This window comes from Streptomyces sp. NPDC045470 (genome assembly GCF_040646595.1).
Taxonomy (GTDB): Bacteria; Actinomycetota; Actinomycetes; order Streptomycetales; family Streptomycetaceae; genus Streptomyces.
Map to the genome: position 1 here is coordinate 1 of NZ_JBEZAN010000034.1, position 13302 is coordinate 13302.

General features: G+C 72.5%; 8 protein-coding genes and 1 pseudogene. 3 read left to right on the plus strand and 6 right to left on the minus strand.

Features of this window, described 5'->3' with window-relative positions:
• Nucleotides 1-259: 259 nt before the first annotated feature.
• A pseudogene (locus AB0A97_RS40015) lies at nt 260-913 on the minus strand (crosslink repair DNA glycosylase YcaQ family protein); the annotation flags it as partial.
• A 5-nt stretch (nt 914-918) separates the two neighbouring features.
• Here AB0A97_RS40015 and AB0A97_RS40020 point away from each other — a divergent pair.
• Both AB0A97_RS40020 and AB0A97_RS40025 read left to right on the plus strand, forming a co-directional pair.
• Nucleotides 919-2031, plus strand: a complete 1113-nt coding sequence (locus AB0A97_RS40020; protein WP_361160537.1) for an FAD-dependent monooxygenase — start codon at nt 919-921, stop codon at nt 2029-2031.
• A 414-nt stretch (nt 2032-2445) separates the two neighbouring features.
• The gene (locus AB0A97_RS40025; protein WP_361160540.1) at nt 2446-3474 is read left to right on the plus strand and encodes a threonine aldolase family protein; all 1029 of its coding nucleotides are present in this window, start codon (nt 2446-2448) and stop codon (nt 3472-3474) included.
• 288 nt (nt 3475-3762) lie between these two features.
• Here AB0A97_RS40025 and AB0A97_RS40030 read toward each other — a convergent pair whose 3' ends face one another.
• Nucleotides 3763-4476, minus strand: a complete 714-nt coding sequence (locus tag AB0A97_RS40030; RefSeq protein ID WP_361160543.1) for a TetR/AcrR family transcriptional regulator — start codon at nt 4474-4476, stop codon at nt 3763-3765.
• 120 nt (nt 4477-4596) lie between these two features.
• Here AB0A97_RS40030 and AB0A97_RS40035 point away from each other — a divergent pair, with 120 nt between their 5' ends.
• Nucleotides 4597-6126 (plus strand): MFS transporter, encoded by a 1530-nt coding sequence (locus AB0A97_RS40035; protein WP_361160546.1) that lies wholly within the window; start codon nt 4597-4599, stop codon nt 6124-6126.
• A 245-nt stretch (nt 6127-6371) separates the two neighbouring features.
• Here AB0A97_RS40035 and AB0A97_RS40040 read toward each other — a convergent pair whose 3' ends face one another.
• From AB0A97_RS40040 to AB0A97_RS40055, 4 genes are all read right to left on the minus strand, one after another.
• Nucleotides 6372-10241: an amino acid adenylation domain-containing protein gene (locus tag AB0A97_RS40040; RefSeq protein ID WP_361160549.1), complete on the minus strand. Its 3870-nt coding sequence runs from the start codon at nt 10239-10241 to the stop codon at nt 6372-6374.
• Nucleotides 10238-11284 carry a TauD/TfdA family dioxygenase gene (locus tag AB0A97_RS40045; RefSeq protein WP_361160552.1) on the minus strand — a complete coding sequence of 349 codons (1047 nt, stop codon included), beginning with the start codon at nt 11282-11284 and terminating at the stop codon, nt 10238-10240. Before AB0A97_RS40045 ends, AB0A97_RS40040 begins: the two co-directional genes overlap by 4 nt.
• Nucleotides 11281-12327 (minus strand): TauD/TfdA family dioxygenase, encoded by a 1047-nt coding sequence (locus tag AB0A97_RS40050; RefSeq protein ID WP_361160555.1) that lies wholly within the window; start codon nt 12325-12327, stop codon nt 11281-11283. The genes AB0A97_RS40045 and AB0A97_RS40050 overlap by 4 nt, the downstream gene beginning before the upstream one ends.
• A gap of 100 nt (nt 12328-12427) precedes the next feature.
• Entirely contained in the window at nt 12428-13249 is an 822-nt protein-coding gene (locus AB0A97_RS40055) for an alpha/beta fold hydrolase (RefSeq protein WP_361160557.1), read from the minus strand.
• Nucleotides 13250-13302 lie beyond the last annotated feature (53 nt).

A 13302-nucleotide genomic window follows, 5' to 3' on the forward strand; every position in this document is an offset into this window, starting at 1 on the left:
GCCCGCCACCTCGACACCCTCATCAGCGACCAGACCCTGCGCGACCGCATGGGCGAAACCGCCCGCACCAACATCCAGCGCTACGCCACCGACGAAATCGTCCAGCGCTGGGAGGACCTCTTCACCTTCCTCCAACGCTGAACCGAAGCCCCGGCGACAGAGCCTCCGCGGCAGATCGTGCGGCCAGTGGTCGCCGGGCCGTCCTGTCGCCGGGCCGTCCGGTCGTCCGGCCACGGGGGTCGTCCGATCGCTCGGTGGCTCAGTCGCCGGGCAGCAGCCGTGTCTCGGCGGCCGGGAGGCCCTTGGCCCACCAGTGGTCGTAGCGGCGGTAGGGCGCGGGGTCCCGGTCGGCCAGGAAGGCCATGAGCGACCGGGCCTCCGCGGCCAGTTCCTCCCAGACCTCGTTCGGTAGGGGATGGAAGGCGGTGGCTTCGATGCCGGCGTCGGCGGGACGCCGGACCCCGGCGACGTAGCCGTCCACCAGGAGGGTGGGCAGCACGTCGCCGTTCACGCGGATCACGAGTTTGCGGTACGCGGGCGGGATGACGCGGCCGCGGTCGGCGTAGGCGAGCAGGATGCTGTCCCACATCGCCATCAGCCTGGGAGGGGCCGGGGTGTCCTCGGCGGGCCGGGGCGCGTCGGGGACGTCGTACAGCACCGTGCCGTCGGGGCCCGCCAGTTGTACGAGGTCGTCGGCGAGCGCCTGCAACGCGGCTTTGACACGGTCCCGCCGTACCAGCGAGAACTGGGCCACGTCCGCCACCGACGCCGGACCGAACCCGGCCAGGTAGCGGCGTACCAGAACCTGGAGGCCCGCCGCGGCAGCGCCGGGTTCGGTCAGCGCCGGTCGTCCGCTTGCCGCGACGTAGGACTGCCGGGTGTGGAACAGCCACGGCGCTTCGGCGGGCGCGTTACCGCGTGGGCATCGACCCCGACGGCAGCCGGGCGCTGAAGTACCTGCTGCTGCCAGAACTGTTCGACACCTTCCTCGCCACCTGCGCCCGGGCACCGAAGTACTTCAGCTTCCTCAAGGAGGACCTGAGGCCCAGCCTCCCCCTCGACCTCGTCGGCAGTGACGCCCCCGTCAACAGCGAGAAGTCCGTGAGCCGGATGACTCTCCGGCAGGTGCTCACCGGCATCGAGGACGACGTCCACTTCGGCAAGACCTTCACGCACTACGAGAAGGACGCCGATGGCCGTGTCACCGCGTACTTCGACGACGGGACCGACGCCACCGGCGACCTGCTCGTCGCCGCCGCCGGCTCCAACTCCCGTGTGCGTCGGCAGTACCTGCCGCACGCGCAGGTCAAGGACGCCGGCATCGTCTCCGTCACCGCCAAGGTCCCGATCATCCCGGAGACCGAGGCGCTGCTCCTGCCCGAGGTCTTCCAGGGCATCGGCCTCGTCGTCGCCCCCAGGGGGTACAGCTGCATCCTGCACACCATGGAGTTCCGCTGGGACCGTGCAGGCCGCATCAAGAGCGGCATCGGCGGCAACGACGCCGAACTCCTCAAGCGGTGGCCCGGGCTACTCTTCGACAACACCCGCGACTACATCAACTGGGGCTTCCGGGCCTCGACCGGCAAGTTCCCGCCGGACGTCCTGAAGAAGTCCCCGGACGAGCTGATCGAAACCGTCCTGGACATGACGCCCGACTGGAGCCCCGACCTCAGCAAACTCTTCAGCATGGGCGACCGGCAGACCACCTTCCCGATCAACATCCGGACCTCGGTCCCGATCCCGCGCTGGAACGCCGACACCGTCACCCTCCTCGGCGACGCCGTCCACACCATGACCCCCGGCCAGGGCGTCGGCGCCAACACCTCCCTGCGCGACCATCCACAAGCCGGTCATCGGCCGGGCCGCCCTCGCCTCCATGCGCGGCTACTTCTGGGTCGCCCGCCACCTCCCCTCCGTGCGGAAGAAGATGGCGCAAGACCTCTACCCGGACCGCGGCGGCGACCGCGAGGAGTACGGCCGGCTCGTCTCCCCGGACAAGAACTGATCACCCGGCTCCGAGGAAAACAGTGAAGATCTCAGTGAAGAAGAGCGGCATGGTCAGTGCTGTGGTCGCCGCGGCCCGGCTGACCGTCGTGGCCGCGCAGTCCCGGCAGCCGCAACGACCTCGGGTGTCCGAGCGGCAGTGTGTACGCCACCGCCTGCGACTCGGAAGGCATTCGGCAGCAGTGGAATCCCCTACATGCGGTGGAATATATACATCCGACACCCGGCTCGGGTTCCAGGTGCGACCGTGGGGGAAAGTCGATGGCTGCGCCGTGGGTGCGCCGTAGCTGTTCGCGGAATGTCGAATCGAGCATTCCGGATGGGGTGGGAGTCGGGGCCGGGGCGATTCCGGTGGGGTGCGTGGAGATGTCGGTCACGTTGGATCGAAAGAATTGGTCAAAAGCCTGTGCAGGCAGCGTCGTTGTGTGTTTGGTTGCTGCCATGAATGCTACTCAGGCCATCGATCTGCGATCCGACACGGTCACCAAGCCCGACGCCGAAATGCGTGCCGCAATGGCCGCCGCGGAAGTGGGTGACGATGTTCTCGACGGGGATCCCACGATGCGGGAGCTGGAGGAACGGGCGGCTCAGCTTCTCGGTGCGGAAGCGGCTCTGTGGGTGCCGACCGGATGTATGGGCAACACCATCGCGCTGATGCTGCATCTGCAGCGGGGTGACCGTTTTCTGGTGCCTCGCGCGGCGCATGTGCTGGACAACGAACTGGGCACCGCCGCGTGGCTCGCCGGTGGGATGCCGGAGCCGTTGGCGTGGGACGCGGGGCCGGGGCGTCCGTCGCCGGAGGCCGTGACGGCGGCGGCGGGTTCCCAGGGGCCGTACTACCGGCTGCGTACGCCGCTGCTGTGTCTGGAGAACACGCACAACGCGGCGGGGGGTGCCGTCACGGCGCCGGCCGAGCATGCGCGGCTCGTCGAGGCGGCCCACGCCGCCGGGCTGAAGGTGCATCTGGACGGTGCGCGCATCTGGAACGCCGCGGCGGCCCTCGGCGTGAAACCGGCGGAGCTGACGGCCGGTGTGGACAGCGTCCAGGCGTGCCTGAGCAAGGGGCTCGGCGCTCCGGTCGGCTCGCTGGTCGCGGGCCCGCGTGACTTCGTCGACGAGGCGCGGCGGGTGCGCAAGATGCTCGGCGGCGGGGTGCGCCAGGGGGGCGTCCTGGCGGCGGCGGGGCTGGTGGCGCTGGACCGGCTGGAGCGGCTGCACGAGGATCACGAGGCCGCCCGGGAGCTGGCCGACGGCCTGGCGGAGCTCGGTCTGCGGGTGCGGGGGCCGCAGACCAACATCGTGCTGGCCGAGGTGGACGATCTCCAGAAGTGGCTGACGCGGCTGCGGGCGGCGGGGGTGCTGGCGTCGTCGATGGACGGCTGCGTACGTTTCGTGACGCACCGGGACGTGTCCCGCGCGGACATCGGCGAGGCGCTGCGGCGGACGGCCGAGGTCGCCGCCCAGGGCTGATCGGGTCGCCCGGGGTTGATCGGGGTTGATCGGGGTCGGCCGGGGTTGCTCGGGTCGCCCGGGGTTGATCGGGGTCGGCCGGGGTTGCTCGGGGTGCCCAGGGCTGACCGGGTCGCCCGGGGTTGATCGGGTCGCCCAGGGCTGATCAGGTCCCGGGGCCGGCCGGTGCCGCCCCGGGGCGATCACCGCACCGGACGCCCGCTGGATTTCTCCGGTTCGGCGGATTCACCGGACGCGGTGTGCCGGTGTATTGGCCTTTCCCGGCGAAAGGCCAATATGCCGCGGCGGTCACTTCTCCAGGTCGTTGCTGATTCCCGCCAGCAGCCGGTCCAGCCCGAATGCGAAGCTCTCCTCGTCGTTGGCCGTGACGAGCAGGCCGCTGAGCCGGACGAAGTGGGGGAATTTCTCGCTCGGCAGTGATTCCACGAACGAGCGCATGGTGTCGGCGTCCTCGGAGGATTCCCCGGAAGGGGCGTCGGGTCCGGTGAGCCGCTTCCGTGAGAGTTCCACCAGGACGCCGCCGATGGTGTAGTCGGCGATCAGGTTGTAGGCGTGGGCGATGGATTCCTCGGGATATCCCGTCCGCAGCAGTGCGCCGAGGGTGTATTCGACCACGCGGAGCGCGCGGGGGCCCAGCGTCGGGCGGCTCGCGGCCAGGCGCGCGGCCTCCGGGTAGCGGCTCAGCACCCGCCGCACCTCGTGCATGACCCGGCGGAGATCCTCCAGCGGCTCGCCGTCCTCCTCGGGAAGGCGCACCTCGCCGAAGATCTCGTCGAGGACGAGGTCGAACAACTGGTCCTTGGTGACCACGTGCCAGTACAGCGACGTCGCCGCGGTGCCGAGGTGGGCGGCGAGCTTGCGCATGCTCAGCTCTTCCAGCCCGTGCTGCTCCAGGTATTCCACCGCGCCGCGGACGATCTGCTCCCGGGAGAGCGGCTGCTGTCTGCGGGGCGGCTTGTCCTCCAGCCAGGCCGCGCTCACCTTGTGCTTGCCGTCCGTCACTGCGCCTCCATGGGGCCGGGGTGTGCCTTGCGTGTGCTGGTGGTGCCGGCGTGCGATCTAGAGTACAGTGCCCGAGAGTCGTACGCTGTACTAGCGCTCGAACGTCGTACTGGAGGGGATATGGAACAGGGACATCCACGCCGCTGGGCGATACTGGCGGTGCTGTGCCTGGCCGTGTTCGTGGTCTCGATCGACACCACGGTGCTCAACGTCGCGCTGCCGACGATGAGCCGTGAGCTGGGGGCCGGGACCGAGGAACTCCAGTGGTTCGTGGACGCGTACACCCTGGTGCTGGCCGGCGTCCTGCTCACCGCGGGCAGCTTCTCGGACCGCTTCGGGCGCAAGAAGATGCTCGTCGTGGGCCTGGTAGTCTTCGGCATCGCCTCCGGACTGGGCGCCTTCGCGCAGGAACCGTGGCAGGTCGTCGCGGCCCGCGGACTGATGGGCGTCGGCGGGTCGTTCTTCATGCCGGGCACCCTGTCGATCCTGGTCCACGTCTTCTCCGCCGAGGAGCGCGCTTCCGCCATCGGACGCTGGGGCGCGGTCACCGCGCTCGGCATGGTGCTCGGCCCGCTGCTGGGCGGCGTGCTGCTGGAACACTTCTGGTGGGGCGCCGTCTTCGTCCTCAACGTCCCCGTCGTCGTCCTGGCGCTCATCGGTGTCGCCTGGATCGTGCCGGAGTCCAAGGATCCCGTCGCGCGCCGGGCCGACCTCCCGGGCACCGTGCTGTCCACGGTCGGCATGGGCGGCGTCCTCTTCGGGGTCATCTCCGCGCCGACGCGCGGGTGGGGTTCGGGCGTCGTGCTCACCCCGCTCCTCGGCGGACTGGTGGTGCTGGCGCTCTTCTTCCTGCGCCAGGCGACCGCCAAGGAGCCCATGCTCGACCTGCGGCTGATGTTCTCCCGGCAGTTCCTCGGGGCCAGCGGCACCATGGCCTTCCTGATGTTCTCCCTGCTGGGCGGGGCCTTCGTGGTCACCCAGCAGCTCCAACTGGTGCTGAACTTCTCGCCGATGTCCGCGGGACTGGCCACCGTGCCGCTCGCCGCCGCCATCGTCGTCTCCTCTCCGCTGTCCCCGGCCGTCGCCAAGGCGATCGGCGCCCGGGTCACCATCGCGCTCGGCCTGGCCACCATGGCCGCGGGCCTGGGCGTGCTGGCCTTCTTCGCGCCCGGGGCCGGGTATCCGCCCACCGCCGTGGGGCTGGTACTGCTCGGCGCCGGTATGGGCCTGGCCGTGGCCCCGGTCAACGACGTCCTCATGAGCGCCGGCCCCCCGGAGAGTTCGGGACGGCTGTCCGCCATGAACGACACGGTGCAGGAACTCGGTTCGGCGTTCGGCGTCGCCGTCATCGGCAGCGTGCTGGCCCTCGCGTACGGGAACGCGCTGCCGGGTACGGTCCCGGCCGGGATGCGCCACTCCCTCGGGGAGGCGGCCGACGCGGTGCACGGCATGCCCGCCGAGCAGGGCGGCTCGCTCCTCGACGCGGCCCACCGCGCCTTCGCCCACGGCATGACCCTGTCCATGGCCGTGTGCGCGGCGACCGCCCTGCTGGGTGCCGTCATCGCCTTCCTCCTCATCCCCGGTGCCAAGAAGGCGCAGCCCGGCCACCGGACCGTCGCGGAGCCGCAAGGGGAGAGCGTGCCCGCGTGACCCACCGCCCGCCGTACGGCGGGCCCGGACACCGGCCGGTGTGCCACCCCCGTAAATCACCGCACACCGGGCCGGTACAGCCGGGTGGTGGCGTCGTAGCCCGCGCGACGACCGTGGAGGCCGCCACGGTGTCGTACCGCTCCGCCACCGCCCGGCGCTCTTCGTCCGCAGGACGGGAGCACGGCGAACGGCCGGTGGGGACGCGTCCCCACCGGCCGGACCACGCCGCCGGACGAGCGGCCCGGCTACTGCGCCGGCGCGGTCTCCGTGAGGACCGTGCCCTCGGCTTCGGCCAGTTCACGGATCGTGGCGCAGCCGAAGATGTCCCGAAGCTGGACCTCCAGCCCCCGGCTGCCGGCCGCCACCTGCACCTGGATCGCCCGGATCGAGTCCCCGCCGAGGCGGAAGAAGTCGTCCTCCACACTCACCCGGTCCAGCCGCAGCGCCTCCTGCCAGACCTCGGCCAGCACCTCCTCCGTACGGTTGCGGGGCGGCACCAGCTCCGCGGACGTCCGGTCCCGCTCGGCGGGCTCCGGCAGCGCCGCACGGTCGATCTTCCCGTTACGGGTCAGCGGGAAGGCGTCGAGCGTGACCACCGCGCCCGGTACGAGGTGCGCGGGGAGCCGCTCGGCCAGCCAGTCCCGCAGCACCACGCCGTTCACGGGCGCCTGGGTGCGGGCGTCGGCGACGACGGGGCGCGGGTCGTCGGCGTACCCGGCGCGGACCGCGTACAGGGAGTGCCGGTCGGTGCCTTCGAGGAGGCTGTCCTGCTCCGCCGTGACCGTGAAGCCCTGCTCCTCCAGGAGGGCGACGATCTCCCCGAGGCGCCCCTCGGTGGCGGTGCCCGCGCCGTCGTGCACCTCCATCACGACCTGCTGCACCAGGCCCCAGTGGCGGGCGTCGATGCCCCGCAGCACGTCCAGTTCGGCCCGCTGGACATCGATTTTGAGGAGGTCGACACGGGTGAGGCGTTCCTCGTCGACGATGTCGGAGAACCGCCGTACCCGCGTGCGCAGTTCCTCGCCGCGGAACCGGTCCGCCAGCAGCTCGTCGGCCCGGTCGAGGAGCCGGCCGCTGTCCTCCAGGCCCTGCCCCCGCTCGTTGGCCAGGTAGCGCTTGATGACCTTGACCTCGGAGTCCGAGTCGGCGTACGCGCTGACGCCGGACATCATCGAATAGCCGGGGTAGTAGGTGAACGACAGCTCGGCGTCCGCGGCCCCCAGGCCGTACGGGAAGGTCTTCGCCCGCACCCCGAACCGGGCGGTGTTGGTCCGCAGGTGCTCGTACACCGGGGCCAGTGGCTCGTAGGCGTAGAGCGAGGCGCTCGGGCACAGCTGGTGGACGAAGAGCGAGAACATGCCGATGTTGGCGCCGACGTCGACGACGACGGCGTTCTCACGCAGGGTCACGTCCCCGCGCAGGTAGGTGCGCTGGAGGAAGATCTCGTCGTACAGGTAGCGGGTCTCGTGCGGGTTGACGCCCGCGACGCGGTCCGGGTCGAGGCCGGTCACGGCTTCGGCGACGGGCCGGGCGTAACCGGTCAGCGTGGTGCCGTCCGCGCTCTCGCGGGCCACCACCACCGCCTGCGCGACGCCCGGGTGGGTGCCGAGGACGGCCTGGATCTCGCCGGGCTCGACCCGGAAGCCGCGGACCTTCACCTGGTCGTCGGTACGGCCGAGGTAGGCGAGGGTGCCGTCGGCCAGGTACCGCACCCGGTCGCCGGTGCGGTAGACCCGCCGGGCGCCGTCCGGCAGCGCCTCGGCGGTCACGAAGCGGCGCGCGGTGGTCTCCGGGTCCCCGAGGTACCCGCGGGCCAGTTGCGGGCCCGCGACGCACAACTCGCCCGCCACACCCGGCGGTACGGGCCGCAGGTCCGCGTCGAGGACCAGGACGTCGGTGCCGGGCAGCGGCCGGCCGATGGTGGGCCGGGTGCCGCCGGTGATCTCGGCGAAGGTGGCGTCGACGGTGCACTCGGTCGGGCCGTAGACGTTGACGGCGCGCACCCCGTCGAGGCCGGCGAGGGTGTCCCACAGGGACTGGTCGACCGCCTCGCCACCGATCAGGACGGTGCCGGGCAGGGTGGCCCCGGTGCCTGCCGTGGCCGCCAGCACCGCGCGCAGGTGGGAGGGCGTGCAGTCGAACACGTCGACCCGCTGCTCGGCGAGGTGGGCCAGCAGCTCACCGCCGTGGTGGCGGATCTCGTCCGGTACGAGGCACAGCGTGTGCCCGGCGGCGAGCTGGATCAGCTGCTTGACGGAGGCGTCGAAGGTCAGCGGGGCGTTCACCGCGACCCGCAGCCCCGGACCGGCGTCGGCGTGCACCGTCGCCTTCAGCGCCCGCAACAGGTGCGCCACCGCGCGGTGTTCGACGACCACGGGGCGCGGCGCGCCGGTGGAGCCGGAGGTGAAGATGATGTACGCGGCATCGTCCGGCCGGACCTGCGGCAGCGCGGCGGGCGCCGGGGCCGCGGCGGAGGGCGGGGTGAGGATCTCGACCTCCCCGGCCAGCCCGGCCGGCACGCCGTGCCCGTCCGGGGCCACCAGCCGCCGCGCCTCGACCGCCCGCAGCAGCGACACCTGCCGTGCCGCGGGCGCCGCGATGTCCAGCGGTACGTAGACGGCCCCGGCCCGCAGCACACCGATCAGCGCGGCGACGGTGCGCCAGGAACGCTCGGCGGGCACGGCCACCGGCTCCTCGGCGGCGACGCCCGCCCCGACGAGGGCGGCGGCCACCGCGGAGGCGGCGCGGTCCAGCTCGGCGAAGGAGACCGTGCCGTCGGCGGACACCACGGCCGGTGCCGCGGCGTCGGCCGCCGCGAAGGCCGCGTCGAACGCCTCGACGAGGGTGCCGGGGGCGTCCTCCGCGAGCGTGCCGCCCCGGCTCCACCGCGCCAGGAGACCGGCCTCCTGCTCGCCGCAGACGCGCAGCGCGCGCTCGTCCTCGAACGCCGCGGGAAGGGTGGTCAGGACCGCGACGGTGCCGTCCAGCAGCCGCTGTACGGCCTCGCCGCCGTAGCGGGACGTGTCGTGGTGCAGTGCGAGGCGGATGGCCTCCGGCGCGATCTCGACACTCAGGTGGAGCGGGGACACCGGCGCCGGACCGTCCACGGTCAGGCCCGCGACGGGCAGGCCCGCCCACTCCCGTACGGCCTCCGGCTCGGACGCGGCGAACCCGGCGGCGAACTCCTCGTCCCCGGCGGGCCCGGCGTACCCGTCCGCCCCGACGGCCCGGGTGACCTGCCGCTGGACGACGTCGAGCAGCTCCTTGGGCGCCACGGGAAGCGGCAGCGGGATGCCGACGGCGAGCCGGCCGTCCAAGGGACCCACGACGGTTTCGGTTCCGGGCGCCGAGCGGCCGTCGACGTGCAGGCCGAGCGGGAAGACGGCGTCGTCGGCCCCGGCGCCGTTACGGCCGGCCAGGGACAGCGCCCAGGCGGCCAGGGCCAGCGACCGTACCGGTACGCCCTGGATGCCGGCCCGACGGTGGAGTGCCTCGGTGGCGGCGCGGCTCAGCTCGGCACGGAGCACGTTCGGTGCCTGCGCCGGTCCGCCGTCGGAGAACGGCAGCGACAGCCGCTCGATCACCGTGCCCTGCGCGGCCTGCGCGGCCTTCGCGGTCGGCGCGCCGGCCTCGTCGGCCTGCTCCAGCAGCCACTCCGAGACATCGAGGAACTGGAGCCGGTCCGGGTCGTCGCCGAGGGTGCCGCCCTGGTAGGCGGTGGCCAGTTCGCCGAGCAGGACGCGCAGTCCGGCGGAGTCGCTGAGCAGGGCGGACGCCCGCAGTACGAGTTCCTGTCCGCCGCCGGGCAGGTCGACCAGCGCGGCGTGGAACAGCGGGCCGCCGAAGAGGTCGCAGGGGCCGGCCGGTTCGGCGTCCTCCAGCGGGACGGCGGCGTCCTCGTCGATGCCTTGCAGCGGAACCCGTACGCCGGGGTACTGGAGGAGCCGCAGGCGCAGCACTTCGTGCCGTGCGGCGACCGTCTCCAGCGCCGACCGCAGCCGGTCGCGGTCCGCCGGGGTGGTCAGGCGCAGCCGCGCGGTCAGCCGGCGGTCGCCGCCGCGCTGCCACTCCCGGAGCTGGGCGGGCGAGAGACGGTAGCCCTCGACGCTGGTCATCGGTTACCTCGATTCACATGAAGGTCGGACATGGCGACGAGAATCCGGCGGTCGCCGGTGAAGGGCTCCCGCGCGTGGGTGGCCAGGAAGTTGTCGACGACGAGGACGTCCCCCCGTTCCCACGGGAAGGACACCGCGGCCTCGCGGTAGAGGCCGCGGATCATTTCCGCGACGTCGTCCTCGATGGCGGCGCCGTCGCCGTAGTAGGCGTTGCGCGGCAGCCCTTCCGTGCCGAACTCCCCGGTGAGCGCCGCGGACACCTCAGGGGGGAGGTTGGAGACGTGGAAGAGATGGGCGTGGTTGAACCAGGCGGTCTCGCCCGTTCGCGGGTGCCGGGCCGTGGCCTGGCGGACGGACCGGGTGCGCAGCCCGTCCCGGCCGGTCCAGGCGAACTCGGTACGGGAGGAACGGCAGTACGCCTCGACCTCGGCCCGGTCGGTGGTCTGGAAGACCTCCTGCCAGGGCAGGTCGAGGTCCGGGCCGTAGTTGCGGACGTAGAGGACGCCGTGCCGCTCGAACCGTTCGCGGACCTCGGCGGGAATCCTGGGCAGGACGGCCCGTTCACTGGCCACGGGTGTGGCGCCCCGGTCGGTACTGGGCAGGTCGCAGTAGAAGTACAGCCTGCTCGGCCAGTTGTGGGAGTAGGACATCTCGTGGTGGAACGGGATCCACTGGTCCTCGTTGAACTCGGTCGAGGTGAAGACCTTGTCCGCGACCTCGGTGCGGGGCGCGGCCCGCTCCAGGTAGTCCAGCAGGTCGGGCGAGATGGCCCGGGCCGCCCGTCCGAAGGCTTCCGGCCCGTCGACGGCGAAACCCCGGAAGAGGACGGCGCCGTACCGGTCGAGGTCCGCCGTCACCCGGTCGTGGTGGCCGGCGATCCACTGGTCCAGCTCCAGACCCTGGACCGCGGCGTCCACCCGCAGCAGGAACGGTTCGTCGTGCAGCGGGCGGCTGCGGACCAGTTCGGTGGCCGACCCGGCGCCGGCCCGGCGGCGCCGGGGCCCGGGGCCGGCCGCGGTGGCGGGGGCGGTCGTCGCGGTCATGCGGTTCTCCCGTTCGTGTCGAAGTCGCTGATCGGGTCGGCCATGGCGGTGAGGATGCGGCGCGGGCCCTCGAAGGGCTCCCGCGCGTGCGCGCTGAGCATGTTCTCGACGAGCAGCACGTCACCGGGCTGCCAGGCGAAGGAACGGGTCTCCGCGTCCAGCGCGGCGCGGATCTCGGCGAGGGTGCGGTCCTCGATGGGCGTCCCGTCGCCGTAGTACGTGTGGTACGGCAGGTCCTCCAGGGGGAGCGAGTCGAGCAGCCCCCGTGTCACCTCCTCGGGCAGCGAGGTCACATGGAAGAAGACCGCGTGGTTGAACCACGTGCGCTCGCCGGTCACCGGATGGGTGCGTACGGCCGGCCGTACCTGGCGGGTCCGCAGGTGGGTGTCGCCGACCCATTCGACGGTGATGCCCGCCCGGGCGCAGTAGGCGTCGACATCCGCACGCCGCTCCGTCTGGAAGGCCTCCTGCCAGGAAAGGCTGATGCCGGGCAGGTAGTTGCGCACGTAGGCGACGCCCAGCTCCTCGAACCGAGCCACGGTTTCGGGGCGCAGCCTGGCCAGCACCTTGCGGGAGTCGGCCAGGGGGGTGCGCCCGCCGCTGGTGGCGGCCAGCTCGCAGCAGAAGACGATGCGGACCGGCCAGTTGTCGGTGTACGACTGCTCGTTGTGCAGCCGGATGTGCTGGTCGGCGGGGTGCTCGGTCGAGGTGTAGACGCCGGCGGTGACCTCGCTGCGCGGTGAGGAGCGCTCACCGTAGTCCAGGACGTGCGGGGACAGGGCGTTCATCGCGGTCCGGAACGCCGCGGCCCCCGGGACGTCGAATCCGCGGAAGAGCACGGCCGCCGCGCGGTGGGCCAGTTCGTCGACGGTGCTCTTGTGGGTGGTGATCCAGGCTGCGAGGTCCAGGCCCGGGACGTTGGCGCGGACCAGCGCGGGCAGGGTGGCGCCGTTCCACTCCTCGGACACCGAGAACAGGGAACGGCCGCCGGAACGGCGCCGGACGGCCGGGCCGGGGCGGGGTGAGGCGTGCAGGTGCGTCATGGGGATCCTCCGTCGTGCGGTGGCGTGGTCGAACGTGGCGCTGGGGAGCGGGGGCCGCTCGGGTCCGGGGGCCCAGGAGACCGGGTCCGGGAGACCGGGCTCAGGAAACCGGGAGCGCGCCGCCCGGCACCGGCTCCGGGGCGAACCGCGGCAGCAGCAGCTCGATCAGCTCCCGGGTCCGGGAGGCGAGGTAGAAGTGGTCGCCGGGCAGCGTGACGAGCCGGAAGTCGTCCCCCGCCACCTCGGCCCAGGCGCGCAGTTCGCCGGCCGGGTGGGAGTGGTCCTGGTCGCCGCGCACCGCCGTGACCGGGCACTCCAGCGCGGGGGTGGCCGTCGGCTGGTAGGTCTCGATGAGCCGGTAGTCGCTGCGCATCGGCCGCAGGACGAGGTCGCGCAGTTCGCGGTGGCGGAGCACCTCCTGGCTGATGCCGCCGAACGCGGCGAGTTCCCGCAGGAATGCCTCGTCGTCCAGGAGGTGGACGGTGCCGGGGCGTTCGCGGCTGGGGGACAGCCGGCTGGAGACGACCAGGTGGTGGGGGGTACGGCCGTGTTCCTGGAGCCGGCGGGCGACCTCGTAGGCGATCGAGGCGCCCATGCTGTGGCCGAACAGGATCAGCGGCCGGTCCGCCAGGGGCGTCAGCGCCTCGGCGATCCGGTCGGCGAGCGGTCCCATCGCGCCGGCGCTCTCCTCGCCGATGCGGTCCTCGCGGCCCGGGTACTGCACCGCGAGGTGGTCGTAGGTCTCGGGCAGGAGGGCCGCCCAGCGGCGGTAGAAGCTCGCGCCGCCGCCCGCGTGCGGGAAGCAGACCAGGCGCGCCGCGGCGCGGGGGCGCTCGGGCCCGTAGCGCCGCAGCCAGTCCCGGGAGGCGGGCGGCGCGTGGGTGGACGCGGGGGAAAGTGAAGTACTCAGTGAAGTACTCATGGAACGAATTCGCCCTCCTGCGGCGAGTCGGGTGGGGTGGAGGTGGGGCCTTC